The sequence below is a fragment of the Permianibacter fluminis genome (genome assembly GCF_013179735.1).
GTDB classification, from domain to species: Bacteria; Pseudomonadota; Gammaproteobacteria; order Enterobacterales; family Permianibacteraceae; genus Permianibacter; species Permianibacter fluminis.
This window is the reverse complement of the sequence record NZ_JABMEG010000001.1, coordinates 1,922,711-1,948,765: the sequence shown is the minus strand read 5'-3', so window position 1 is coordinate 1,948,765 and position 26,055 is coordinate 1,922,711. Positions and strand designations below refer to the sequence as shown.

The following is a 26,055-nucleotide window of genomic DNA, read 5'->3' as shown; positions in this document are numbered from 1 at the left end:
CACAACCGCTCGTGCAATCCGCGCACGCCAGCACAGGCATCAAAACTGGAATGCGTAGGAAACCTTGAACACTGCGTCAGTTTGTTCAGCGCGGAAGTGCTGATCGGGATCGCGGCTGGCGCCGTGATTGAACATCAGGAACACTTCTTGACCGGCCTGCGGCAGCCATTGCAAGCGGGTATTGATGCCCAATTGCTCGCTGACATTATCAAACTGCGCCACGGTAACCCAGGACCAGGTGTCGTTGAACGCGACGGTCGATTTCAAGCGAAACAAACGCACCAGGAAATCACCTTCCGGAAACCGCAATTGATTAAAGCTGGCGAGCCCTTTCCAGGTCAGATGAGGGCTTTGCTTCCAGGTCAGCTCAGTACGCAGCTCGTCCTGATCACCGTGAAAAAATTCGCCGACACCAATCCGTCCATTGAACACCCAAGCCCCGGACTCGGCCGTTTCGACATTCAGGATTGCCCGCTGAAAACGGTAGTCACCGATCGGTACCGCAAACCGGTCAGCCAGCGTAAACGCTTCGCTGACCACTTCCCGATTGAACGACAGGAACGGCTCGTAATAATTGAAATCCCACGGTGACCATGGCGAAAATTCGGCGATCTCAGTTTGTACAGCATTGTCGACCCCGGTCACCCGATTCAAATACAGCCAATAATTGTTCGCCAGCCAGCGGCTGTTTTCCGGCCGGGTCCGAAACCGGTAGAACAGGCGGGCGTCGCGGATACCGGCCCGGTTGACAAAACCCAGGGCCGGATCGAAATTCTGCTGCACTTCCTTGTAGAACGCCTCGACGAAATGCCGGTCATCCGGTTGCCGCAGCATGCCGCCGAAAGCGCCATCATCGCCAGCAAGCCCTTCGGTGTCGCTGCGCTGCCACCACAGATTGGCTTCCAGCGGTTTGCCGGTAAAAGTCGCGGCCGTGCGGTAGCGAAAATCGGTACCTATCAAGCGGTTGTCGGGGCCGCCACGCGGATTGCCGCTGGTGGCAATCACCCCGACACTGGCTTGCTCAAGCACATTCCGAACGAACCGGGCGACAAACACATCCTGCTGTTCAATCGCGTCAGTTTCGTCTTGCCGAACCCCGAGAAAACCGTAATTCCAGTCGCCACTGCGACCGGTCAACTTCAGCCCGCCCTGCAGATCGACTGGCTGACCGTCCGCATCCAGACCGATGGTGCGGGAAAAGAACGGCCGGGCATTTTCACTCAGATCACCAAATTCGAAAATGCCGGCGTCTTGCAGGAAGAACAGGCGCTTTTCCGGCAGGAACGGTGAGAACCGACTCAGGTTGACGATGCGGTCGTCAACATCGGTGGCGGAAAAATCGGTGTTCAAGGTCAGCGCGGCGGTGACGGAGTCATCGATTTTGTACAGCACATCAAGCGCCGGCTCAAAGTCCGAACTGTCCTCACGCGCGCCAGTTTCGGCCGCAGCGAAGTCGCGCTGTTTTTTCAACACCAGTGACGGCACCACTTGCAAGCCAAGCCCTTGCTGCATGCCTTGCAGTCCGCGCAGCTGACCGGCCCAGGTCGGTGCCAGCGGCGCTTCGACCTGTCCGGGATTGCTCCACATCAGCAATTCATTCTTGCGGGCGATCGCGCGATAGAAATTCAGCCCCCAGGTATCGCCGTCCGGCCGGAACGAAAGCGCCCGGAAAGGGATCTTGACCTCGACGGCCCAGCCTTGATCGTTCAGGCGGCTTTCGGCAAACCAGAAGCCTTCCCAATCCTCCAGCAAGGTGGTGTTGTTTTCGATCAGGCCATCGGCGCGAATGCCGTTTGGGTTGACCTCGAAGAAGTAGCCGTTGCGTTTATCGAGAAAGGTATCCAGTACCACCACCAAACGATCATCTCCGCGCACCCGTTTCTGCCGCGACAAAAAATTGCGGGTCACTTCGGTCGGTTCACTGTCGTAGAGCTGGGCACCGATATAAAGATTTTCGTCGTCGTAGAGCACCCGGATTTCGGTGCGCTCGCTGGCGTCAGCGAGCGCAATCGGCTCGTACTGCTTGAAATCGCTAATCGCGCTTGCCTGTTGCCAGACCGCGTCGTCCAGCACGCCATCGAGCTGCGGTGCCGCGCCGACTTTGATGGCTTGCAGTGATTTACCAGACTGGCTGTCGATGGTCGCGTAGGCGGCCGGCGCCAGCCAGACCAGTGCCAACAGAGACAGTATCCAAAGACCGGTGATCAGGGTCCGTTTCACTTCTTACTCCTTGCAGTAGAGATGGGTTGTTGTGGCTGAAATCAGTGCGGCAACACCAGCTTTTGCAGCGTCGATTGCGCGTCGATATCGGCATGGCGGGAAGCGCGGAGCTGCTCCGCGAGAAACCAGAATTCGTCGGCTTGCACGAGCCCGCCGCGTGGTGGAAATTGCTGGCGCGACAGCACGGCGATGGTGTCACTGCGCAGCACGCGCGATGGCATCGTGGTGTCGGCGTCAGTGGTCAGCGTCAACAGCTGCAGCACACCGGTGCCTGCAGTCAGGGCCAGCAATCGGCCGTGATACCAGTGCAGGCTGGTGCAACTGTTGATCGCGGTTCCGGCTGGCAACGCCAGGTTTTCGCTGACGCCAGTGCTCAGCTGAATGCGCAGCAAGCCGCGTTCGTGACCGAGGTAGAGCCAGCCATGCGCGTCATCGAGCGCGATGCCATGCGGTTCACGCACCTGCGGACCGCCACGCCAGAAAACGGCCAGCTGATCGTCATCGGCCGTTAGCCGATACACCGCCGGCCGTTCGTAACTGTGGCTGAGATAAACGTCACCATTGCTGGCAACAACGAGATCACCCAGATGGTGCCAAGCGCCGGCCTCGACCAGCAGATGGCGCTGCTGCAGCCGGCCGCTGGCCAGATCAAACCGATACAGCGCGGCTGCGGGCGCCGGCACAATCGGCCGGCTTGACGGTTCGGCTTGCGAAGCGATGGCCCACAGCCAGCCGTGCGCGCTGTCGAGCTCAAGCTCTTCCAGACGGGCCGGACCGTCGGTCGGCAAGCGGGCAAAGAAGTTCAGCGATTGTCCGGCGCGACGGCGCCAAATCAGTCCGGTCGCGGCGTCACCGATAAAGAGATCACCACTGCCACTGTCTCGAGCCAGTCCGGCGGGTTGCTGCAGGCTTGGCAGTGGATCCAGGGTTTCCGGCATGACGCCGGACCACGATCGGTTCGGCGCCAGCGCAATCAACGCAATCAACAAAACCGGCCACGCCAGCGACGGCTTCGCTGACAACCGCCACGACAACACTTGTGACATAAGACCGGCTCCACGGCGCTCGGGATAGGCGCTACTATCCCGAGCCGCCGCGCTGTCCGCCGGACAAGCGGCTGAGCAAAAGCTGATGAAACGTTGACAACGCGCCTGTCCGACCGGCGCTCGGCCGCCTGGCTGTCCGATGCCTGCCCTGATGAGTACCGACTGTTTATGAGCACACCGATTCCGATGACCACCCGCGGCGCCAGCAACGAGGCCGCCGGGCTGGCATTCGGCCGCTGGCAGCTGCAGCCGGCGCTGTGCCGGATTCGGACCGGCACGCAGGAGTGGCAGCTGGAGCCGCGGGTCATGCAAGTGCTGGCCGCGCTGGTTCGGGCCAACGGTGAACCGGTGACCCGGGACGCCTTGATGCAGGCGGTATGGGGCAAAGAGGTGGTCAGCGAGGACGCGCTTAACCGGACCGTGTCGCGACTGCGCAAAGTGCTGAGCGAGGAACTGGACTGTCCGGCGCTGTTGGAAACGATTCCGAAGGTCGGCTATCGACTGAGCCTGAACGAGCAAGCCGAACCGACGCCGCCATTGCCCGCTGTCGCCACCGCCGAGGCTACTGAGACTGTCGCCGCCGCGGTCGACTCGCGCACCTCGGCCACACCGCATCCGGTGCGTCCGACCCGGCAATGGCTGATGGCAAGCACCATTGCGGCCCTGCTGGGTTATGTTGGTTGGCAGCAACTGAGCAACAACGCCGGCATGATGCCGGAGCCGGCCACCGATTACGGATCAGCCCGTATCACCCCATTCACCACGCTGCCCGGTCGCGAAGTCAGCGCCAGCTTTTCACCTGATGGCAGTCAGGTGGCGTTTACCTGGCTGGCGCCGGAAAGCAAAAATGGCGACATCCAGGTCCGCACCCTGGGTTCCGAAACCTTGCATCCGGTGGCGGCCACCGCGGCAAATGAGCAACGACCCGCTTGGTCGCCGGATGGTCGCCGCATCGCCTATTTCGCCGTTACCGATGAACACTGCGAAATCCGCCTGGTGTCTCCGCAGGGCGGCCCGTCCCGCAAACTGATTGATTGCCCGGTGCACAACTGGGACAACCTGACCTGGCGGCCGGATGGCCGCGAGCTGGTATTCACCGACGAGAGTGGCGGCCTCGTTGCGGTCAATGTCGACAGCGCCGCCCGGCAAATGCTGACCGCACCCAAGCCCACCGATCAGGAAGATGGTGATGCCAGCTTCTCATCCGACGGCAGCAAACTCGCGTTCAGTCGTTGGCGCGCCGCCGGGGTCGCCGACGTGTATGTCCTCGAGCTGAGCAGCGGCGCGCTTCAGCGCCTGACCGGCGACAACGTCAAGATCCACGGTATTGCCTGGGAACCGGATGGCGAGCATTTAGTGTTCGCCTCCAACCGCGCCGGACCGTTTGCGCTCTGGCGCATCGCCTCGACCGGTGGCGCACCAAGTCGGGTACCGGTCAGCGGTCGCAGCACCGACTTTCCCGCCATCGCCCGAACCGGCGCCATGATTTATGAAGAAGGCAGCGGTCAGGCCAATCTGTTTGCCGCACCGGTCAATCAACCGGAAACGCCGGCGCGGGCACTGACCTTTGATACCCGTTGGGATTGGCAGCCGGTGCTGGCACCAAACGGCGAGCGCCTGGCCTTTGTCTCAGACCGCTCCGGCACCACGGAGATCTGGTTGGCCAAACCGGATGGCAGCGAACTGCTGCAACTGAGTCATTTCAATGGCCCGTTTACCAACGGTCCGGCGTGGTCACCAGACAGCAGCCAGCTGGCGCTTGATGCGCCACCGGCAGGCAACACCGATATCTACCTGCTCGATGCCAGCGGCGGCAATCCGAAGCGCATCACCAGTGACCCGGCGGAAGATCGCTTTGCCAATTGGTCGCGTGACGGCACGCGTTTGTATTTCGCCTCGTTCCGCACCGGTGATTGGCAGATCTGGCAGCACCAGCTCGGCACCGGTGAAGAAACGCAGCTCACCCGGGATGGCGGTTACATTGCCCGGGAAGCGGCCGACGGCAATCTGTATTTCTCCCATCCTTCCGAGCCCGGATTGTGGTTGCTGAATCGCGACGATCGCAGTCGCAGTCTGGTTTTGCCCGAGGTGGAGTTGGCGTTCTGCAACAGCTGGCAGCTCTATAACGACGGCATTGCCTACGTCAAAGATCGCGCCGATGGCGGCACCCAATTGCAGCACTATTCGCTGCGCACTCGGCGTGACCGCTGGCTACGACCCTTGCCGCGGCTGACTTACAAATCCGGCTTGTCCATTACCCCGACCGGTGAGGTGCTGTATTCCGAAGTGCTGCGCAGTGAAGCCGATTTGATGTTGGTGCTACCGCCGGCAGGCTGAGTCCGCCCCCTGCTCGCGCGCAAAACAAAAGCCGGGAAATCCCGGCTTTTGTTTTGCTGCAGCTCCGCGACAAGTCGATGCCGAAAGTCCTGATGACACTGGTATCGACGACAAAGCCGCCGGGTCAAATCAGCACCCCAAACAGCGAGAACAGTGCGATCAATACCAGCACCAGCAGCAGCGCCCGCTCGGCCAGCGCCAATGCCTGAACGTTTTCTTCCAGCGCATCCATCGGCAGGTCCGGGCCGATGGCAAGTGACGCCAAACCGCTGTCGAGCAGAATGCGTTCCGAGCTGGCATCGGCCTCGCGCCAGAACGGATGCAATACGCTATAGCCACGGACAAAATCGCCGACCAGCGCATATGACAGCGCGGTGATTCGGGCCGGCACCCAATCCAGCACATGACGCAGCGATCGGATCAGTCGCTGATGCGGATGACCCGGTTCGTTTTTCAGCAATTCGGCGTACAGCGTACACAGCCGATAGAACAGACATGCCGCCGGTCCGAGCACGGCAAACCAGAACAGCAGCGCGATGAAACGGCTGTTGATTTCGGTGAAGATGAACCGCGACACCTGCCGGCCCAACTGCGGCAACTCGTCGACCGCGTCGGCATCGACCCGCTCACGGGCATGCTCCCAGGCACTCTGGCTGTCATTGCGTTCCAGCGCGGAGAAATACGGCGCCAGCAACGCCCGCAAATCCTGTGGCCCAAGGCAATACCAGAGCACGCTGGTACCGACCGCCAGATAAAGCAGCTGACCAATCCAGCCGCCCGTGAACGCCAGAATCAGCGCCAGCAACAGCGGCACCGTGCCGGTCATGAACAGCAGACCGCCAAAACCTTCGAATTGGGCCGGAAACTGGCGTTGCATGAAACGGCGGAAGCGGACAAACCAGCGGAAGTTGCGATAGCTGGGCGGCAACCGGAAATACCATTCCAGCACCAGCACCAACACGATGGCCAACAAGGTCATGACACGTCCCTGAACAAGATTGAGTCGATACAGCTGCGGCAATTATCGCACAGAAATTTGACGGCTCCGGTCATCGGGCCGTCATTGGCGAGATATCGGGTCGGCAAGCGGGCGCGGACCGTCAGCCGGCACTTGCCAGCATGGCGCGATAACGCAGCCAGTCGAACGCCGGACCGGGATCGGTTTTGCGGCCCGGGGCAATGTCCTCATGACCAGCAATGCACGCGTTGCCGATGGCCGGCCAGCGTTGCTGAATCGCCCGGGTCAACGCCACCAGCGCCGGATATTGCGCTGCCGCATACGGCGTATCGTCGGCGCCCTCCAGCTCGATGCCGATGGAAAAATCATTGCAGCGGTCACGGCCGGCAAACTGCGAGACCCCGGCGTGCCAGGCCCGTTGCAGGCAACTGACAAACTGGACGATTTCACCGTCGCGGCGAATCAGGAAATGACTCGACACCCGCAAGCCGTGAATCGAGGCGAAATAAGGATGCGCTTGCGGATCCAGCTGGCCATGAAACAGTTGCTCGATATACGGACCACCGAACTGGCCCGGCGGCAAACTGATGCCGTGGATAACCAGCAGGGAAATGTCGGCGGGCGCGGCCCGCTCGTCACAATGCGGCGACGGCGATCGGCGCGCCCCCACTAACCAACCATTGGCATCGAGCTGCATAGACATTTATCTGCAGAAAAAAAGCTGGCCACTCAGGGTGGCCAGCTTAGCGCGTTTTGATGAATACCAGCGAACTCAGCTGTCGGCTGCGTCCTTCAGCTTACGCAGATTCGAGATGACCGCTTCCAGCGCCCGGTCAAACAACGCCGCGTCATCCAGCAACTTGACGCTGCCGCGGCGCAAGGCTACCGCCATGCCCGGGCGAGTGAATTCGGCCACTTTGACACCGGAACGGTTGACGAAAATCAGCTTGCCGACGGTCGGAATCCGCGCCGCCAGTTTGCAACGGGTGTTGCGATCCGGCTCGCGCAATTCGATCCAGCTGCCGACCTGCAGCGCATCGACCTGATCGATATAACCATCGACGTCCGGCTCGTTGTCCGGCGCGCTTTCCATGACGATGTCTTCGCCAAGCTCTTCACCGCTTGGCAGCTCTACCGGCTCGACATTGATCGAGGCCAGCAACGCAGCATCTTCGGCACTGGTGTCCGGCAGCGCATCGGCCAGCAAATCGGTATCGTGCGACGACATGCCAAAATCGGCTGCGACGACGCCGTTGTCGACCATGTCATCAAGACCGCTGTCTTCCGGCACCACCGGCTCGACCGGTGCCCGCATCAACTGGAAGTGCAGCGCTTCCAAATCCTGCAACAGCGCGCTTGATTCCAGCGCACCATAGGAAATCGATTCAAACCCGGCCCGCAACTGGCGAATCAGGCCTGGGATCAAACTCGGCAACTGCGAGCGTTCGGTTGGCGTGCGCACGGTCACCGTACGCACCAGCACGTCGGCCACTTGCGCTGCATGGCGGAAGGCATCGGAGTCGGCACCAGCACGCAGGTGTTCGAGGAACAGCACTTTGCTCCAGACATCATGCAGCAGCTTGTGCGCGACCGGCGGCAACGAGCGTCCGGCCACCACCTTCTGCAGCAGGTTGTCGACCACATGCTTGGCCGAATCACTGCGCGCCTTGCCTTCTTCGGCTTCCTTGGTGCGTTTTTCAATGATCAGCGAGCGCCGACGCTCTTCTTCACAGTAACCGCGAAACTCTTCCAGCAACTCGGTGAACAGCCGCGAGTCATCTTCAAATTCATTCAGCACCCGCTGGACAATCGTTTCTATACGGCCCTGCAGGCCATCACGACCACGCCGATCCGGATCCCAGCCAATGCCGGCGTAGGCCATTTCGTTCAGCAGCAGACGCGCCGAGTGATTGCGGTTGCTGAAAAAACTCTTGTCGACCAGCGCGACTTTCAGCATCGGAATCTGCAAACGCCCGAGCTGGGCCTTGATGTCATCCGGCAGATTGGCGTCGCCGAGAATGAAATCGAACATCATGCTGACGATGTCGATCACGTCATCGTTGACGGCACCGACGGCACTGGCGTCAACGCGACCACCGACCACAACCGGCAAACGCGCAGCAAGCGCAGTCCGCAGATCGATGGATTGGCCGACCGGCACGGCACCCGGATCGTGCTGCAGTTTCGACAGCGCCTGCAGCAACTGCGGGGTTTCAACTACCGGCACCACCGGCGCACCAAAACCGCCGTCAAAGAATGCGCCCGCAGCCCCGCCCATGGCCATACCGCCACCTTTCTGGGCAGCGAGCAAATCGCGCAGGGCGTTGAACACTTCGGCCTTGATATCGACCGGCTGCTCGGGTGTCACGACATCGCCAAGACCATCGTCTTCGGCGACTTTGCGTTTTGCCGCCGGCGGCGGGGTCGCCAGTTTGCGCGGCTTGCGCACATGCAAATCCGGCAGCACACCGTTATCGGCGAAGAACAGGTTCAGGTCGTCATAAACATTCGGCAGCTCGGCCATGACGCTGCGTTCAAACAGTTTGAACACCACCAGCTTGGCACGCAGATCCAGGCCCAAGGCTTTGGTGGCGGAGCGGAAGCTTTCGCAGATGCGTTTCGGATAGACCGGCAGATCATCCGCCTCGACCCGGATATCCGGCACCACGGCATCGAACCGACGGGCCAGATAACGCAGCGGCTCTTCGTTGCGCTGCTTGGCGCGCGAGACCATGCCGTCGACGGCGAGGTTTTCTTCCAGCTCGTCTTCCTTGACCAGACTGAGCGAATCGAGCGAATAGGTGGCACCGGCAGCGCCCGCCATATTCTCATTCCGGCCAACCAGATCGTAGAAGCCGTTCTGCAACTCCTGCCGGAACACGTTTTCCATGCCCTTGCGCTTGATGCGCAGTTCCCGCATGGCGTCGAAATACAGGGTTTGGTCCTTGTTGTTGCCGGCCTTGTCGGCCAAGTCAAACAAGGTGTCGTCAGCGGTATCGAGCATGTGCCCGAACAACTTGGTCAGCGCCTCCAGCGACTGATCCCTGACCCGCTCTATCAGCTTGGGCAATTTCCGCTGCTCCTGGACACGACGCGGTTCACCGGTGCTGGTGAATTGCATTACGTGGGGTTCAAATGCCATGTTTCTTTACTCCAGGGGCGTGCGCACAGACTTTTCTACGCCATGCCATTACAGCGGAAAGCCGTCGAGTGTGCCGTGATGCAGTCGACACTGCCCTGGAGTGGGGCACGTTTGCCGACCAGAGGTCGAATTGCCACGATGCCCGGAGACTGTATAGCTGCTGCCTTGCTGCTTTGGCCAGCGCCGTCGGAAAAGTCGGTCGTTTTGCCGGCGCACCGGCCGATTGCTGGCGAAAAATCCGCCTGCGAATCACCCGCATGAAAGACACATGCCGAACCAGCTGCGCAACGCGCAACCGCCGCCGGCCACGACAGCGGGTAAGGTGAAAGTTTGCGGCGCCTCGACCGGGCAGTCGATAATCAGGCCCTCGATTGAGCTACCGACTGGCTGGGCAAGCGAAAGACCGAGCAATCGACTTGTTCCGCCCGGCCCGCCAGCCGTCGAGCCTGTCCGTATAGAAAGCTTATAACAACTGCCCCCAGAGACCGCCCATGCATAACCGCCTCGACCCCGAATACCTCGCCGCTGCCCGTCAGCAAAGCGTCCGTCAGGCCTTGGCTGAAGATCTGGGGCAAGCACCAGGCAGTGGTCCGCTCGACCCGCAGCGGGATTTGACCGCCATGCTGGTGCCGGCCGGTCGGCTCGCCACGGCCACCATCATCACCCGCGAGGCAACGCTGGTCTGCGGTCAAGCTTGGGTCGAGGAAGTGTTTCGACAACTGAGGCAGACCGGCAACGGCCTGGAGGTTGCGCTGCAATGGCGCTGCCGCGAAGGGGAATCGGTCGACGCCGACAGCCTGCTGTGCGAACTGAGCGGCCCGGCCCGGCTGCTACTCACCGGAGAACGAACCGCGCTGAACTTCCTGCAAACCCTGTCCGGCACCGCCAATGCCGCGCGAGCGTTTGTGGCGCCACTGGCTGGCAGCCGCTGCCAGCTGCTCGATACCCGCAAAACCCTGCCCGGCTTGCGCGCCGCCCAGAAATACGCAGTCCGGGTCGGTGGCGGCAGCAATCACCGGATCGGCCTGTTCGATGCCTTTCTGATCAAGGAAAACCATATCGCCGCCTGCGGCGGCATTGCCGAAGCGGTCAATGCCGCCCGCCGGCTGGCACCGAAGGTTCCGGTTGAGGTTGAGGTGGAATCCTTTGAAGAACTGGAACAAGCCCTGAGCGCCGGCGCCGACATTATCATGCTCGATGAATTCGCCGACGCCGACCTGCCCCGCGCCGTCAGCCTGACCGCCGGCCGCGCCAAGCTGGAAGTGTCCGGCAGCGTCTCCGCCGAACGGCTGAAAACCATCGCCGCCGCCGGCGTCGATTTCATCTCAGCCGGGGCGATTACCAAGCATGTGAAGGCGGTGGATTTATCGATGCGGGTGCAGCTGTGATGTCAGATACTTCGCCTGAAATCCAATGGTCTGTGCCCAAAAGCAGTCGGTGCTTGCCTATTGATCTAATTAAGCCTCCCATCAACAAAGCGATGCCTTTCGATAGCACTTTTCATCAGACTATCCCAGGGCAAAGACTCGCTACCATAACGAGATTTCAGCGCCTCAATCATCTCGGAAACAGGCGCCTGTGCCGCAAACTCTGTACCGAAATCATTGGTCCATTGCTTCGATTCACGATTGAACAAGACAATTGTTCTCGGATAGTTCTCAAAAATCGGCGTGCTAGCAACATCGTTGACCGGCGGCAATAATGCCAGCTGCCACGTCCCCAGCAGCACCGACCGAATCTTGTTATCCAACCGTTTCTCGAAGAATTCGGGCTTAAGCTGAAGTAATGGTTCTGTATTGCTGACCTCATAGCTCTGGAGAGTTTCTTCCATCAACTTGGCCGCATCCACCTTCGTAACATCTGCGATGGCTGAAAAATATAAATCAGATTCGACAAATCTCGGTAGGTTCTGCAAGTCACCGACAACGCCCCCGGATACAGCGGCCGCCAGACTGCGACCATCAAATCGGTCTTTTGTAAAAGGGATTTTTGCTAAGTCCAAAAGCGTTGGCGCGACATCAATCAGCGATACGCCTGACGATTCAAATGCAGGCTTACTCTTTAGCTCGGGTGTATTTATTTGGAATGCCAAAAAGGTTTGAATCTGACTTTGGTCGAAAACACTTACCCCGTGACCATTAACATAGGTAAACGCCTGGCCAATAAGACCTTCCTCAGGCATTGACTCGTGTCCAACATACTGTTTGCCAATGAGTTCAAAATCACGCCCGCTCTCTAAGTCGTGACCATGATCAGTCAACAACACAATGATGGCGTTATCTAGGTATCCAGCCGATTTCAAATTAGACATCAGCCAATCCACCTGCTCAGTCGCTCGACGGATGGCCGCAGCATGAACGACCTCCATACCGGACAGACCTTCGTGGTTGCCAATTTTGGGAGACTCCCCCCAAAAGTACGGATAATGTGAAACACAAAAATGTGACACTAAAAACAGCGGTTTATCCGATGTTTTAGCCAAAACTTGTTGAAGCTTTTGATCGTGATGATCAGGCAAATACGCACCTTTTGAAGCGCGATTTCCGTAACTATTTGGCAAAATATACTGGCTACCCGGAACAAAATGCATGAAGAGATTATTCAATGGCAAGTCAGCGATGGTAGAAATAAGGAAGTCAATGGCCCCCATTCTTGGGCCGACCACCTCATCGAACCCATATCGCTGATCGATATTTGCAAACAGCCTTTCATCCATAGCGAAGACGGTGCGATAACCTGCGTTATGAAAATCATAAGCTATCGAGCGATCCGTTTTTACCGTCTCAATCGGCGTCAAGTTAAAACGAGCGCCACTATCGACAGCATCAAGTCCAGTCAAAATGCCGGACCAAGATCCAAAGGTCCTCGGTACGCTCGGAACCGAATCAGCGAACCAGTGCATCTGCTCAATTTTTGAAATAAAATTAGAAAAATTCTCTTCGTGATAGCGGCCAAGCTGAAACGGAGAGAAGGAGTCGACACCAATTATTATAACGTTCGGCTGGCTTGTTTTAGCGGCCGGACTGAACCCTGAGTCGATATTATGGCTAATGGTGATTGCGAGCAAAATGGCCGCTGCCGCATAAACCGTTTTCTTTCGATTGGCCAACCACAACGCCACTAACATTGGCACCGCGACTAATAACGACAATATTGCAGCGACCACTATTTCGGTCACGGTATTTCGCAAATATATCGGCACCAACAAGTCGAATCGCGACCCACTGTATATGACGTTGTTGGCAAATCCTATTGCCATCCATGAAAGCAACGTATACAGCAAGAAGGTTGGAACAAAAGTTCGATACCGCCAACTCCGACGCACCATGAAAAATGCCACAGTGCGATAAGTCAACCAAACCAGTCCAGCCCAGAGAATGAACGATAGCAATAGAAACAGCGCCAATTGAGTAGTCAGATAGCTACTGGAGGTCAGCACAGTGACAATGATGTCCAACTGCATACCCTTAGAAGCGGACCCCACCAAGGTCGGCACCAAGAATTGCAAGTAGAATACGAAACCGAGCGAACACAAAGCCAACAACCGCAAAATCAGTAGTTGACGGCTCAATTTAGTGGAAAGGACCATAGCGAGGATTCTGTCTGACCGAGACTAGCGGCAAGGATGACCCAAGCTGCATGTTCAGACAAGGGCGTCCTTTCAACCCTAAGCATGGGCATCGAGTAACAAGAGGACAGATGATCGTTTGAGCTGTGTATGGAAAGATGGTGCCGGGGATAGGAGTCGAACCTACGACCTTCGCATTACGAATGCGCTGCTCTACCAACTGAGCTACACCGGCGTCTTAATGCACGTACCGCGGCGCGACAGTATAAGGACTCGCCTAGGAAGGCTCAAGTATCACATTTGACATTGGTCAGCACATTGTCGAGAAGTAAGCCAAAGCTTGATAGCCACACTGCCAAGCAATTTGAACGCCCGAAGAACTACGACAATCTCTGCAGTTCGGGTCAAAACAACTCGCCGCTTTCCGACCCCGACCGTAGTCCAAACAGGGCGGCACGTGACGTTGTGGAGTAGGTCGTGCTCCAACTGGAGAAGCGTCCATGCTGATAAAGTTGGATATGCGTGGGTTGGCCATAGCCTTGCAGACAGCGGCTCAACATCGTTTTTTTTTGAACCACCTAGTCTTTGGAAAGACTGGCCTTACTTCTAGGGCCCCTCCCCGGATACCCGCCCTGTTTTTAATAGGCCACTGACAAATATTGTCACAAGCTGCCGCGCAATCGAGAAGGGGCACACGCCCTACCCCTAGCGAAGTACGGTATAGGAATACCCGCAATTGTGAGGCACCTCACAAATAAGTCTATGTAGAGAGCAATTTATCTGGGCTGGCGCGTTCCCAGACCGGCAGAATGCTGGGAAGTTGACCCATCAAATATTTGGCACGATACTTGCTGGCGTACTGATAACACTGGTCGGTCGCCCGTACGCTGCATTCGTTGTTGGGGCGTACGAGACGCGCCAGTGGCGGATTTGGGATTTTCACCTATCCTGAATTGACTGGCCATACCTTCCCCTGTGAGGAGCTTTAAACATGAAATCAGTGCAAAAGGGCTTTACCCTTATCGAACTCATGATCGTCGTTGCGATTATCGGTATCTTGGCTGCCGTTGCGTTGCCAGCTTACCAAGACTATCTCAAGCGCTCGAAGGTTTCCGAAGTGGCCGCGGCTGCCGGTGCCTGCAAAATTTCCGTTGCAGAGTTCTTCGCCGCCAACCCGAATACTGTCCCTTCGTCCGCCAATGCGGCCGGCTGCTCGACTGACTCGGCTGGCGTCAGTCAGTACGTTGAACAAATTGCCGTTTCGGGCAATGTCATCACTGTCGAAATCCAGAACATTGATCCGGATTTGTACAACGAACAACTTATGCTGAAGGCTTGCACGAATGCCAGCGGTGGCTTGGCTGGCGGTTCCTGCTCGGATGCTGCTTCCGGCGACACCATCAAGGCATGGCGCTGCTACACTGGAGCATCGGCTAGTCTGTTCAAGTTGTTCCCGGCTAACTGCCGTAACAGCTCGTAAGTTACTGTTGTTTAGGACAAAGGCGAGCTTGGCTCGCCTTTGTTTTTTTAAGATTGTCCATTACCTTTATCTGAAAGCTGCTAATGAAAAGAATCTGTCGGAACAACTGAAATGAGCACACCGGGTACCAAAATGGCCTTGGGCGGCCTGCCACGACGGCTGGTCACAGACGGCATTCTTGAAGAGGGCATCGCTCAAGAGGCGTTGGCTCAGGCGGTTAAGACCAAGCAGCCCTTCGTTAGCTATGTTGTCCAGAATAAGCTAGCCAAAGCTCACGTTCTTGCGAATATAGCGTCCCAGGAGTTCGGCGCGCCGCTGTTTGACATCGAGGCGATGGATCAAGATCTGATTCCAAAGGAACTGGTCGAAGAAGCCATCATCCGGCAGCACCGGACCATGCCACTGTTCAAGCGCGGTAACCGGTTGTTCGTTGCCATCTCGGATCCGACCAATCTCGAAGCCCTGGACAAGGTCCGGTTCCATACCGGCATGAGCATTGAAGGCATTCTGGTTGAGGATGACAAGCTCGGCCGTGCCATCGACAAACTGCTCGATGCCAAGGATGCCGGCAGTTTCGAGGGCATGGATGAGGACCTCGACAACCTCGATATTCAAGGCGGTGATGAGGAGCCGGCCGGCGATGACGGTCAGGGCGCGGACGATGCTCCAATTGTTCGATTCATCAACAAGCTCTTGATGGACGCCATCAAAAAGGGCGCCTCGGACTTGCACTTCGAGCCTTATGAAAAGGAATACCGGGTTCGGTTCCGTGTTGACGGTGTGCTAAAGGAAATCGCCAAGCCGCCGGTCAATCTTTCAAGCCGGCTTGCCGCCCGTTTGAAGGTTATGTCGCGGCTCGATATCGCCGAGCGACGGGTGCCCCAAGACGGCCGTATCAAGCTGAAATTGTCAAAAAACAAGTCCATCGATTTCCGGGTTTCGACACTACCAACCCTGTGGGGCGAAAAAGTCGTCATGCGGATTCTGGACTCCTCAAGCGCCAAATTGGGCATCGATGCGCTGGGTTATGAACCGGTCCAGAAACAAGCGTTCATGGATGCCATTGCCAAGCCACAAGGCATGGTTTTGGTGACCGGACCGACGGGTTCCGGCAAAACCGTGTCGCTGTACACTGCCGTCAACATTCTCAATGACGAAGAAACCAATATTTCGACGGCGGAAGACCCAGTCGAAATCAACTTGCCCGGCGTCAATCAGGTTCAGGTCAATCCGAGAGCTGGTCTGACCTTTCCGATGGCGCTTAGGGCCTTCCTGCGGCAAGACCCGGACGTCGTGCTGGTCGGCGAAATCCGCGACCTAGAAACTGCCGAAATTGGCATCAAGGCGGCCCAGACCGGTCACTTGGTGTTGTCGACCCTGCACACCAACAGCGCCCCGGAAACCCTTACTCGTTTGATCAATATGGGGGTTGCTCCGTTCAACATCGCGACAACGGTGCACCTCATCATTGCCCAGCGGCTGGCACGGCGCTTGTGCTCACACTGCAAAAAACCGGTCAAACTGCCACCAGAAGCGCTGATTCAAGAAGGATTTCGTGAAGAAGAAGTGGCAACTCTTACGCTTTACGAGCCGGTCGGCTGCGATAACTGCAACAAGGGCTACAAAGGCCGGGTTGGCGTTTATGAAGTCATGCCGGTTACCGATGCCATCAGCCGCATCGTCATGAGCGGTGGCAACGCCATTGATATCGCCGACCAGATGCGGAAAGAGGGTATCAAGGATTTGCGCGAGTCCGGCCTGGAGAAAGTCAGGCAGGGAGTTTCCAGTCTGGCCGAAATCAACCGGATTACCTCTGATTGACCGGCTTTTGCTTAGGCCAGAATTTGGGTTAGTCCAGACGAATTGCCGGCGACAGGCCTATCAGAAATGCCGCGCTGAGAAATCAAGAGTACTGGCATTTCCCCATTGGCAGTGCTTCAATAGGCCTGTTTCCGGGACGAAAAGCACAATTAGTCAACGCTTTAGCCGCTAGAATTACAACAACACCTGAACTTGAAGGGACCAAGGCCATGGCATTGCAAGCCGTCAAAAAAGACCCCGCCGCCAAACCCCGGTCGAATGCGATCACACGCCCAACGGCGCCGGTCGCTAAACAAAAGACCTATGCATGGGAAGGCGTTGACAAAAAAGGTCAGAAGATCAAAGGCGAAATGCAGGCCGCAAACGAAGCCATGGTCAAAGCCCAGCTGCGCAAGCAAGGCCTGATGCCGGGCAAAATAAATCGCAAGGCAGCCGACCTTTTTTCACCGCGCAAAGCGCCAATAACGCCGGCCGATATCGCCATGATGGCAAGGCAACTGGCAACAATGATGAAAGCGGGTGTCCCTCTTGTTCAGTCTTTCGAAATTATTGGCCGTGGCCACGAAAAACCATCGGTTCAAGAATTGATGATGACCATCAAGGGCGATATTGAAGCCGGCGCGCCCTTTCATGAGTCACTGCGCAAACACCCGAAGTATTTTGACCCGCTTTTCTGCGACTTGGTAGGTGCTGGTGAGCAATCCGGCTCGCTTGAGCAAATGCTGGATCGTATCGCGCTCTACAAGGAAAAGTCGGAGCGCATCAAGTCGAAAATAAAGAAGGCGCTCTTTTATCCAACAGCTGTGTTGGTAGTTGCCGCCATAGTCACAGCGATTCTTTTGCTGTTCGTTGTGCCGATGTTCGAAGACATGTTCAAGAGCTTCGGCGCCGACTTGCCCGCCTTCACTCAATTTGTGCTGGGCATATCAAGATCGCTCCAGGAGACTTGGTACATTTACTTGGCGGTCATTGTTGGGTCCGCGTTCGGTTTTGGTTATTTGAATGTCAATTCACAAGCGTTCCGGGATGGTAAAGACCGATTGGTCCTCAAGCTTCCGGTGATCGGCATCATCTTGAATAAAGCCGCTATTGCCCGCTATGCACGCACATTGTCGACAACCTTCGCTGCGGGCGTCCCGTTGGTTGAAGCGCTGGAGTCGGCTGCCGGCGCGTCTGGCAACGTTGTCTATCGAACATCCATCTTGAAAGTTCGGGATGATGTGACCACCGGTATGCAGATGAATCTGGCGATGCAGGGCACTGGAATGTTCCCCAACATGGTCGTGCAAATGGTTGCCATCGGCGAAGAGTCGGGTGCGCTAGATGCCATGTTGGCCAAGGTGGCAGACATTTACGAGGCGGAAGTTGATGACGCAGTAGATGGTTTGGCATCACTGCTCGAACCGATCATCATGGCTGTACTCGGGGTTGTGGTCGGCGGCCTGATCGTCGCCATGTACCTGCCTATCTTTAACCTCGGCAAGGTCATCTAATAACAAGCACAACATGACACTACTTGATCTCTTTGGCGGCGACCGTGTGTTCTTCACGGTCGCCGCCGGCATTTTTGGCCTGCTGATTGGCAGCTTTCTCAATGTCGTGATCTTCCGGCTGCCGATCATTTTGCAGCGGCAGTGGCAAGCTCAGGCGCGTGAATTGATTGTTGAAGGCGGCTGTTCCTTCAATGGTGAATACCGCGATAATTACCCGAGTGACTTTGGTTTGGTGATGCCGCGCTCGGCTTGCCCTCATTGCGGTTATGCGATTCCTGGCTGGTTGAATATTCCTCTGCTGAGCTGGTTGTTTCTGCGCGGCAAATGCAAGCAGTGCAAGGATCCTATTTCAGTTCGCTATCCGATCATCGAGGCCATGACCGGTGCCGCTTTTGCCTTTGCCGCTGCAGAGTTCGGCCCGGATGGCTTGCTGTTCGGCGCAATGCTGTTTACCGCGTTGTTGATCGCCATGGCGGGCATCGACTGGGATACCAAGCTGTTACCCGATCAATTGACCTACCCTCTGCTCTGGCTGGGCTTGCTGTTCAACATGAGCGGCGGTTTCGTGCCATTGAATGACGCCGTTATCGGTGCCGTTGCCGGCTATCTGAGCCTGTGGTCTGTGTATTGGGCGTTCAAGCTGCTGACCGGCAAGGAAGGCATGGGCTACGGTGATTTCAAATTGTTCGCGGCACTGGGCGCCTGGCTCGGCTGGCAGCAATTGCCGATCATCATCATTCTGGCGGCTGTCGCTGGCTTGGTCATCGGCGGCAGCATGGTGCTGTTCTCACGCAACAACGATCGGCAAATTCCGTTCGGTCCCTATCTCGCCATTGCCGGTTGGTGCTCGCTGTATTTCGGCGCTGACTGGATGAGTGCTTACCTGCGCGCTTCCGGGCTGTGAGTGCGGCGGTAAACACGCGATGACCGAGCCGCTGCGGATTGCCCTGACTGGCGGGATTGCCAGCGGCAAAACCGCTGTATCACGACGCTTCGCTGCACTCGGCGTGCCGGTGATTGATGCCGATGTCGCGGCGCGCCGGGTTGTCGAACCCGGTCAAACCGGCTTGCAGCAATTGGTCGACTTGTGCGGCCGCGAGATTCTGCAAGCCGATGGTCAGCTTGATCGCCGCGCCTTACGTCAGCGCATCTTTGCCGATGCCGACCTGCGCAGACAGGTCAACGCCATCCTGCATCCGCTGATCCGAGCGGAAATGAATGCTGCAGCACGCGTGCAGCCCTACCCTTATCAGATCTTCGTGATTCCGCTGCTGGTCGAAACCGGTCAGTCAGGCGATTACGATCGGGTATTGTTGGTCGAGGCCAGCACCGAGCAGCGTCGCCAGCGCCTGATGGCACGTGACCAGGTTGATGCGGATCAGACAGATGCCATCCTCGCGGCTCAAGCCGCCGATGCTGCACGACGCGCTGCGGCCGACGACATCATCGACAACAATGCCGATGAGCAAGCGCTCGACAGTCATGTAAAATTGCTGCACTTACGCTACCTGCAGCTGGCTGGCCAGCCAACTGCAGCCCCCTGACGGCGACCGAGCCATGACCGCACCGAACCTGCTGCTGTTCGAGCAACCCTTGAATGAGAAGACCCGGGTCTATCTACGGCTGGAAGGTATTTTCAATCGCGCCCAGCAGTTGTTGGCCGAGCAGAGTCTGGCCGCTCACTACGCGGCGTTCGGTACCCTTTTTGAGTTGATGGACTCGGTCGATCACGGCGATCTGCGCGGCGATTTGCACAGTGATCTGGACCGGCAACTGCAGCAGTTACGCGCACTCGGCAGCAACCCGCAAGTCGATGCGGATAAGCTCGGCCGCTTTCTGCAACAACTGGAAAAGCTGCATCACTGGATCGTTCATCATCAAGGCAAATTTGCTGCGCGCTTGCGCGAAAATGAATTCCTGCATGCCATCAAGCACCGCTATACCCTGCCCGGCGGCACCTGCGCGTTCGATTTACCACGACTGTATTGCTTTTTGCAGCGGCCGGCCGACGCGCGCCGCGAGCGCCTGCAGCAATGGCTCAATGAATTGCACGGGGTACGTACCAGCGTTGATGTCTTGCTCAGACTGATGCGGGAAAACACCAATTGGCGCAGCGCCCAGTTTGACGATGGTTTTTTCCAACTGGAGCCGGTGCACGGTCAACTGCTGCGGCTGCGCATGCCGAGCACACAATCGGTCTATCCGGAGGTGAGCAGCGGCCGTCAACGCTGCGTCATTCGTTTGGCTATTGCCGATGATGAAGGCGCCGTCAAATACCTGCGCGAAAGCAGCAGCTTTGAATACTCACTGTGCGGCTGAACGCCGCCGCTTGTAGACCGTTATGACTGATCAAACACCCGAGAAGCCGCCACTTATCATCGCCTGCCCTTGCTGCCGGAAATCCGTGCTCTATCGTGCCGACAATCCGTGGCGACCATTCTGCTCCGAGCGCTGTCGGCTGATTGATCTGGGCGAATGGGCATCGGAAGGCCATCGCATTGCCGGTGAGCCGCTTGAGCCGGATCCGGATGAGTCCTAGCCGTTAGCAAGTAACTGCGTTAACAAGAAAAAGCCGTTAATGACCGATCGGTTAATAGACAGCAGAAACTGGCAGACAACGCCGATAGCCGGCCATCATGTCCTGAACGTTCAGCAATCGATCAATCATGCTCCGGCCACAGCGCGCGTATCGCGGCAATACCTTGGCCGCCATGTTGCCAGCTGTCGAAAATATCACGCTCAAGCATGCCGCCCAGCGCATAGACAGGCCGATTCGCTTGCCTTGCCAACTCGGCAAATCGCCGCCAACCCAAGCCTGGCTGCTCTGGATGAGATCGGGTTTCCGCAACAGGCGACAACAGCAGAAAATCTGCATTGAGTGTCTGCGCCAACTGAAGCTGTGCTTCGTCATGGCATGCCAGCGACAGCCAGCGTGGCCGTGACGGCAATCCTGCCGCCGTAGCCTTCGCAGCATTTTCGCTAGACAGGTGCCAACCGTCACAGGACAAATCTGCGATTAATTCAGGTCGACGATTCAGCATCAGCGCGCAGCCATGACGCTGACAAATCGCATGGACGTCGACCGCCAGTTGCCGATATGCCGCATCCGGTAACGTATGTGCGCGCAGCTGAATCATTCGCACACCACGTTGGCAAGCGCGCTCGACTTTGGCCAGAAAATTTTTGTTTTCCGTCGGCTCCGGAGTAATCATTAAACGATCAGGCAATTGCACCGCGGCGATAATCGGCAGGTTCGCTGCCGGAAACTCGTATTGACTGAGCTGAGCGGCGGGCACCCATGCCAGAGGTTGGCCTTCATGACCGTGCGGCTCGCCGCTAAAGGCATCGACCCGGAAAACATGCAGGCGCACGGATTTGTCACCGTAGTGATGGCTGACGGTGATCAGCGGCCGGCACCGGCTGACCGTGATCCCGAGCTCTTCCTGCAACTCGCGAATCAAGGCTTGCTCTGCCGTTTCACCCGGCTCCAACTTGCCACCCGGAAACTCCCAGCGATCGCCTTGATGCCGATGGGCGGCCCGCTTGGCGATCAATACTTCATCTGCCGCGTTGACAATGGCCGCTGCCGCGACCTCAATGAATTGACTCATGCCGACATTCCCGATCCCTGCTAAACAAGGCTAAAGCACTGACATCAGCCCGATACGCGCTAATAAAAAAGGGTGAGCTAGCTCACCCTTTTTTATTGTTCAGCTCAAGCAGCAGGCCTACGCAATTGCACCGTGGCAGTGCTTGTATTTTTTGCCGGAACCGCAAGGACACAGATCATTGCGGCCGACTTTTTGGCCAACACGCACCGGCGCATTCGGCGCCGCTGCTGCCGGTTCATCTTCGACCGGCTCGGCTTGCATGGCGGTAGCTTCGGCGTGCTGGAACTGCAATTTTTGCCGCTCGGCTTTTTCCTGTGCTTCGCGCTCCATGCGCTCCACTTCCGACTCAGTGCGCACCTGCACCCGCGACAGGATGCTAACTACATCGTACTTGATCCGATCCAACATGCCGGAAAACAGCTCAAACGCTTCGCGCTTGTATTCCTGCTTCGGATTTTTCTGGGCAAACCCGCGCAGATGAATGCCCTGACGCAGATAGTCCATCGCGGCGAGATGCTCGCGCCAGGCACTGTCAACGTTCTGCATCAACACCGCTTTTTCGAAATGGCGCAGTACCGGCGCACCGACTTGCGACTCCTTGGCGTCATAGGCTGCAACCGATGCTTCCCGGATACGATCCCGAATGCCTTTCTCGGTCAGATTGTCATCGGCTTCCAGCCACTGACTGACTGGCACTGACAGGGCGAACTCGCCGCGCAAGCGCTCTTCCAGACCCGAGAGGTTCCACTGGTCAACAACACTTTGCGGCGGAATGAATTCACTGATGACTCCGTCGATGACGTCATCACGCATCGCCCGAATGGTCTCGGAGACATCATCCGCCTGCATCAGCTCGGCACGTTGCTGGTAAATCACCTTACGCTGATCGTTCGAGACGTCATCGAACTCGAGCAGGTGCTTACGAATTTCAAAGTTGCGCGCCTCGACTTTGCGCTGGGCATTTTCAATCGCCCGGTTGACCCAAGGATGCTCCAGCGCCTCACCGGCTTGCCAGCCCAGTTTCTGCATCATCGCGCCCATCCGGTCCGAGGCAAAAATGCGCATCAGATCATCTTCCAGCGACAAATAGAAACGTGACGAACCGGCATCGCCTTGGCGGCCAGCACGGCCACGCAGCTGGTTGTCGATACGGCGGCTTTCATGACGCTCGGTACCAATGATGGCCAAACCGCCAGCAGCGAGCACCTGATCGTGCCGCTCCTGCCATTTGCGTTTGGTTTCTTCTTTCTGCAATTCGGTGGCGTCTTCACCCAGCGCGTTCAAATCAGCCTGCAAGGAACCACCGAGCACAATGTCGGTACCGCGACCGGCCATGTTGGTGGCAATGGTTACAGCACCCGGACGGCCGGCCTGGGCAATGATCTGCGCTTCGCTTTCGTGGAACTTGGCGTTCAGCACCTGATGTTCAATCTTGTCGTGATTGAGCAACTTGGACAGAATTTCGCTGGACTCAATGGATGCGGTGCCGACCAGTACCGGTTGGCCTTTTTCGCGCCGGGCCTTGATGTCCTCAATGACGGCTTTGTATTTGTCCTGTTTGTTCAGGTACACCAAATCCGACATGTCCTGACGAATCATCGGACGGTTAGTCGGAATGACCACCACTTCGAGACCGTAAATTTGCTGGAACTCGAATGCTTCGGTATCGGCGGTACCGGTCATGCCGGACAGCTTGTTGTACAAGCGGAAATAGTTCTGGAATGTGGTCGATGCCAGCGTCTGGTTTTCCTGCTGGATCTCAACCCCTTCTTTCGCTTCAACCGCCTGATGCAGGCCTTCCGACCAGCGCCGGCCCGGCATAATACGACCGGTGTGTTCGTCAACAATGACCACCTGATTGTCACGGACGATGTAATCGACATCACGCTTGAACAGGGTGTGTGCGCGCAGCGCAGCATAGGCGTGGTGCAACAACTGAATCGACGACGGACTGTACAAGCTCTCGTCTTCGCCAAGCAGACCGGCCTGCACCAGCAACTGCTCGACTTTTTCCTGGCCCAGCTCGGTCAGATGCGCTTGCCGGCCCTTCTCGTCCAGATAGAAATCGCCTTCGCCCTGATCGTCCTCGGTTTCCTGACGGACCAGTTTCGGAATGATGGCATTGACGCGTTTGTACAGCTCACTGGAACCTTCAACAGCACCCGAAATGATCAATGGCGTCCGCGCTTCGTCGACCAGAATCGAATCGACTTCGTCGACGATGGCGAAATTGAGTTCGCGCTGGGCTTTCTGGTCCAGCGAGAACGCCATGTTGTCGCGCAGGTAATCAAAACCAAATTCGTTGTTGGTGCCGTAGGTGATATCGGCGGCATAGGCGGCGCGTTTTTCTTCACCCGGTTGTTGCGACAGAATCACACCGACCGACAGACCCAGCGCTTCATAAACCGGACGCATCCAGTTGGCATCGCGCTTAGCCAAATAGTCGTTGACCGTGACTACGTGCACGCCTTTGCCTGACACCGCATTCAAATACGCTGGCAGTGTCGCCATCAGCGTTTTGCCTTCACCGGTGCGCATTTCGGCAATGCGGCCCGAATGCAGCACCATGCCGCCGATCATCTGGACATCAAAATGGCGCAGACCCAAGGTCCGGCGCGCGGCTTCGCGTACGGCGGCAAAGGCTTCCGGCAGCAACGCGTCCAGAGCGGTACCGGCAGTGAGACGTTGCTTGAATTCTGCAGTCTTGTTGCGCAGCTGCTCGTCGCTCAGCTGCTGAAAGCTCGGCTCCAAGGCATTGATGGCATGAACATCTTTGGAGAATTTTTTGACCAGCCGCTCATTGCGGCTACCGAAAACGCGGGTCAACAGAGAAGCAAACATGAAAGTCCCAATCTGGTGAGAATCGCCACCGGCGAATTCATTGTTATGGTCAACAGCTGTTATTGCTAAAAGCCGATTCGTTGCCTCGACGTGCCGACACAACGACATGCCAGCAGCGAGTGTTTCATTCGTTTCGACTGACGTTGGACAGTGAAGTCACGTCAGTGTGCGGGGCGACTTGCCATCGGAGCCGGTGCTGAGGCTGCGCGTTAACGCCGGCCTCGAAACCGGGTCCCGCCACGGAGCCGGCATTCTACCGGCTTTCACCGGGCCAAGGAACGCAAGTCGGCACCGCCGAAGCGGGCTTCCGGCGGCCCGTTTGCACAGGTGGAGACAGGCGCACCAGATTTCAAGGCAGCAACGGCAAATCGCCAGCGAGAAAGCGTTGCCGCGGACTGAAATCCCCGGCACGCATTCGACCCAGATCGGCAGAAACAACAACGGCGCCCGCAGGCGCCGTTATCTTGGAGAAGCAGGCTCAGCTCTTGTCGCCGAGGTACTTGGCCGGATTCAGGAACAGGCCATCGCGCAGCACTTCGTAGTGCACGTGTGGCGCGGTCGACCGACCGGTTGAACCAACCTTGGCAATGACCTGGCCTTTGCGGACCAGCTCACCGACTTTCACCACCAGCTTGGAGTTGTGACCATAGCGGGTCACCAGACCATCGCCATGGCCGACTTCGACGACATTACCGTAACCGTCTTTGACGCCAGCGAAAACCACCACACCAGCAGCGGTCGCCATCACGTCGGTGCCTTCCGGCGCGACGAAGTCGATACCTTTATGCCAGGTCGTGTTGCCGTGGAACGGGTCCGAACGATAACCGAAATACGAGCTGATATAGCCGCTGTTGACCGGATGGCCGGAAATCAGCTTCTCGGTGCCCATGTGCTTGTCGAGCAACAGCGACTCCAGCACCGCCAGTTGTCGACCACGGGTTTCCAGCTGCGAATTCATCGCGTCCAGCTGATCAATGAACTCCAGCGGTGACGCACCCGGAGCATTGGCCAATGGCTCGCCTTCGGGTCCGCCCATGGCCGGTTCAGCGGTGAATTCAAACTCTTTGCCTTCCAGGCCAACCAGCTCGGTGACCCGTTCGCCAACGGCATCAAGCCGGGCGATATGCGCCTGCAGCCGGGCAACCCGGGCCGCCAGGGCGTTGATTTGCTGTTCGGATTCGCTGCGGGTGGTATCGACGGCGCGGCGCTGGGCATCCAGCTCCTGCTGCCAGCTCTCGACGGTGCGTTCACTGACCACACCGTTTGGATGCAACTTGACCGCCAGCTCGTAGCCGCCGAAACCGGCACCGGCGATCACGCCGAGGCCAAACAGGGCAGCACAGGCCTGACCGGCGCGACCGAGCTGAAGGCGTTTGGCCCCGGCTCGGGTATGGGTAATCAGGGTCAGCGTCATGGGTTCGTTATCTCGTCACTTTGTAGCAAAAACCACCTGCCTGGCAGCAATTGCTACTACCGTGGCGTGTACCGAAAGCAATGTGCAGTTACACTGGCCCTGCTAGGCAAAACCTATTCAGGCA

Annotated in this window: 18 protein-coding genes and 1 tRNA gene; 9 read left to right on the top strand and 10 right to left on the bottom strand. The window is 57.6% G+C overall.

The features are described from left to right. Positions 1-39: 39 nt before the first annotated feature. Together HPT27_RS08385 and HPT27_RS08380 are read right to left on the bottom strand one after the other, a co-directional pair. Positions 40-2,220 (bottom strand): carbohydrate binding family 9 domain-containing protein, encoded by a 2,181-nt coding sequence (locus HPT27_RS08385; protein ID WP_172241644.1) that lies wholly within the window; start codon positions 2,218-2,220, stop codon positions 40-42. Between the two features lie 41 nt (positions 2,221-2,261). Then, the gene (locus HPT27_RS08380) at positions 2,262-3,266 is read right to left on the bottom strand and encodes an NHL repeat-containing protein (RefSeq protein WP_172241641.1); all 1,005 of its coding nucleotides are present in this window, start codon (positions 3,264-3,266) and stop codon (positions 2,262-2,264) included. A gap of 168 nt (positions 3,267-3,434) precedes the next feature. On the opposite strand from HPT27_RS08380, the gene HPT27_RS08375 reads away from it, so the two are divergent. Continuing rightward, a complete protein-coding gene (locus tag HPT27_RS08375; protein ID WP_172241638.1) occupies positions 3,435-5,603 on the top strand; it encodes a winged helix-turn-helix domain-containing protein in 2,169 nt (722 codons plus the stop codon). Between the two features lie 124 nt (positions 5,604-5,727). Here the strand turns inward: HPT27_RS08375 and ampE are convergent, their stop codons facing one another. From ampE to HPT27_RS08360, 3 genes are all read right to left on the bottom strand, one after another. Next, entirely contained in the window at positions 5,728-6,582 is an 855-nt protein-coding gene (gene ampE / locus HPT27_RS08370; RefSeq protein WP_172241635.1) for a regulatory signaling modulator protein AmpE, read from the bottom strand. Positions 6,583-6,703: 121 nt separating this feature from the next. Then, entirely contained in the window at positions 6,704-7,258 is a 555-nt protein-coding gene (gene ampD, locus HPT27_RS08365) for a 1,6-anhydro-N-acetylmuramyl-L-alanine amidase AmpD (protein ID WP_211198022.1), read from the bottom strand. 75 nt (positions 7,259-7,333) lie between these two features. Then, a complete protein-coding gene (locus HPT27_RS08360) occupies positions 7,334-9,703 on the bottom strand; it encodes a DUF1631 domain-containing protein (RefSeq protein ID WP_172241629.1) in 2,370 nt (789 codons plus the stop codon). A 491-nt stretch (positions 9,704-10,194) separates the two neighbouring features. On the opposite strand from HPT27_RS08360, the gene nadC reads away from it, so the two are divergent. Further along, a complete protein-coding gene (gene nadC, locus HPT27_RS08355) occupies positions 10,195-11,091 on the top strand; it encodes a carboxylating nicotinate-nucleotide diphosphorylase (protein ID WP_172241626.1) in 897 nt (298 codons plus the stop codon). Positions 11,092-11,156: 65 nt separating this feature from the next. Here nadC and HPT27_RS08350 read toward each other — a convergent pair whose 3' ends face one another. Both HPT27_RS08350 and HPT27_RS08345 read right to left on the bottom strand, forming a co-directional pair. Next, positions 11,157-13,292 (bottom strand): sulfatase-like hydrolase/transferase, encoded by a 2,136-nt coding sequence (locus tag HPT27_RS08350; RefSeq protein ID WP_172241623.1) that lies wholly within the window; start codon positions 13,290-13,292, stop codon positions 11,157-11,159. 138 nt (positions 13,293-13,430) lie between these two features. Next, positions 13,431-13,506: transfer RNA gene (locus HPT27_RS08345), tRNA-Thr, on the bottom strand. A gap of 756 nt (positions 13,507-14,262) precedes the next feature. Here HPT27_RS08345 and HPT27_RS08340 point away from each other — a divergent pair. The 7 genes from HPT27_RS08340 (at position 14,263) to HPT27_RS08310 (ending at position 20,604) form a co-directional block, all read left to right on the top strand. Next, positions 14,263-14,751 (top strand): pilin, encoded by a 489-nt coding sequence (locus tag HPT27_RS08340; protein ID WP_172241620.1) that lies wholly within the window; start codon positions 14,263-14,265, stop codon positions 14,749-14,751. Positions 14,752-14,862: 111 nt separating this feature from the next. Beyond that, complete coding sequence (gene pilB, locus HPT27_RS08335; protein WP_172241617.1) at positions 14,863-16,572, top strand: type IV-A pilus assembly ATPase PilB; 1,710 nt, start codon at positions 14,863-14,865, stop codon at positions 16,570-16,572. Positions 16,573-16,781: 209 nt separating this feature from the next. Next, positions 16,782-18,065, top strand: coding sequence for a type II secretion system F family protein (locus HPT27_RS08330; protein ID WP_172241614.1), 1,284 nt, complete (start codon positions 16,782-16,784; stop codon positions 18,063-18,065). Between the two features lie 13 nt (positions 18,066-18,078). Further along, positions 18,079-18,969, top strand: a complete 891-nt coding sequence (locus HPT27_RS08325) for a prepilin peptidase (protein WP_172241611.1) — start codon at positions 18,079-18,081, stop codon at positions 18,967-18,969. A gap of 19 nt (positions 18,970-18,988) precedes the next feature. Further along, positions 18,989-19,609: a dephospho-CoA kinase gene (gene coaE / locus HPT27_RS08320; protein ID WP_172241608.1), complete on the top strand. Its 621-nt coding sequence runs from the start codon at positions 18,989-18,991 to the stop codon at positions 19,607-19,609. A gap of 13 nt (positions 19,610-19,622) precedes the next feature. Next, positions 19,623-20,384: a cell division protein ZapD gene (zapD, locus tag HPT27_RS08315; protein WP_172241605.1), complete on the top strand. Its 762-nt coding sequence runs from the start codon at positions 19,623-19,625 to the stop codon at positions 20,382-20,384. A gap of 22 nt (positions 20,385-20,406) precedes the next feature. Further along, on the top strand, positions 20,407-20,604 hold the full coding sequence (locus HPT27_RS08310; protein WP_172241602.1) for a DNA gyrase inhibitor YacG: 198 nt from the start codon (positions 20,407-20,409) through the stop codon (positions 20,602-20,604). A 121-nt stretch (positions 20,605-20,725) separates the two neighbouring features. Here HPT27_RS08310 and HPT27_RS08305 read toward each other — a convergent pair whose 3' ends face one another. The 3 genes from HPT27_RS08305 to HPT27_RS08295 form a co-directional block, all read right to left on the bottom strand. After that, entirely contained in the window at positions 20,726-21,676 is a 951-nt protein-coding gene (locus HPT27_RS08305; protein ID WP_172241599.1) for a Nudix family hydrolase, read from the bottom strand. Between the two features lie 117 nt (positions 21,677-21,793). Beyond that, positions 21,794-24,517: a preprotein translocase subunit SecA gene (gene secA / locus HPT27_RS08300; protein ID WP_172241596.1), complete on the bottom strand. Its 2,724-nt coding sequence runs from the start codon at positions 24,515-24,517 to the stop codon at positions 21,794-21,796. Positions 24,518-24,995: 478 nt separating this feature from the next. Further along, a complete protein-coding gene (locus HPT27_RS08295) occupies positions 24,996-25,931 on the bottom strand; it encodes a M23 family metallopeptidase (RefSeq protein ID WP_172241593.1) in 936 nt (311 codons plus the stop codon). Positions 25,932-26,055 lie beyond the last annotated feature (124 nt).

Excerpts from the sequence above, each read along its gene's own strand:
- HPT27_RS08340 (WP_172241620.1), top strand. The coding sequence starts at position 14,263 with ATGAAATCAGTGCAAAAGGGCTTTACCCTTATCGAACTCATGATCGTC.
- HPT27_RS08310 (WP_172241602.1), top strand. The coding sequence starts at position 20,407 with ATGACTGATCAAACACCCGAGAAGCCGCCACTTATCATCGCCTGCCCT.
- zapD (WP_172241605.1), top strand. The coding sequence starts at position 19,623 with ATGACCGCACCGAACCTGCTGCTGTTCGAGCAACCCTTGAATGAGAAG.
- HPT27_RS08325 (WP_172241611.1), top strand. The coding sequence starts at position 18,079 with ATGACACTACTTGATCTCTTTGGCGGCGACCGTGTGTTCTTCACGGTC.
- HPT27_RS08360 (WP_172241629.1), bottom strand. The coding sequence starts at position 9,703 with ATGGCATTTGAACCCCACGTAATGCAATTCACCAGCACCGGTGAACCG.
- HPT27_RS08380 (WP_172241641.1), bottom strand. The coding sequence starts at position 3,266 with ATGTCACAAGTGTTGTCGTGGCGGTTGTCAGCGAAGCCGTCGCTGGCG.
- pilB (WP_172241617.1), top strand. The coding sequence starts at position 14,863 with ATGAGCACACCGGGTACCAAAATGGCCTTGGGCGGCCTGCCACGACGG.
- secA (WP_172241596.1), bottom strand. The coding sequence starts at position 24,517 with ATGTTTGCTTCTCTGTTGACCCGCGTTTTCGGTAGCCGCAATGAGCGG.
- nadC (WP_172241626.1), top strand. The coding sequence starts at position 10,195 with ATGCATAACCGCCTCGACCCCGAATACCTCGCCGCTGCCCGTCAGCAA.
- HPT27_RS08330 (WP_172241614.1), top strand. The coding sequence starts at position 16,782 with ATGGCATTGCAAGCCGTCAAAAAAGACCCCGCCGCCAAACCCCGGTCG.
- coaE (WP_172241608.1), top strand. The coding sequence starts at position 18,989 with ATGACCGAGCCGCTGCGGATTGCCCTGACTGGCGGGATTGCCAGCGGC.
- HPT27_RS08295 (WP_172241593.1), bottom strand. The coding sequence starts at position 25,931 with ATGACGCTGACCCTGATTACCCATACCCGAGCCGGGGCCAAACGCCTT.
- ampE (WP_172241635.1), bottom strand. The coding sequence starts at position 6,582 with ATGACCTTGTTGGCCATCGTGTTGGTGCTGGTGCTGGAATGGTATTTC.
- HPT27_RS08375 (WP_172241638.1), top strand. The coding sequence starts at position 3,435 with ATGAGCACACCGATTCCGATGACCACCCGCGGCGCCAGCAACGAGGCC.
- ampD (WP_211198022.1), bottom strand. The coding sequence starts at position 7,258 with ATGCAGCTCGATGCCAATGGTTGGTTAGTGGGGGCGCGCCGATCGCCG.
- HPT27_RS08350 (WP_172241623.1), bottom strand. The coding sequence starts at position 13,292 with ATGGTCCTTTCCACTAAATTGAGCCGTCAACTACTGATTTTGCGGTTG.
- HPT27_RS08305 (WP_172241599.1), bottom strand. The coding sequence starts at position 21,676 with ATGAGTCAATTCATTGAGGTCGCGGCAGCGGCCATTGTCAACGCGGCA.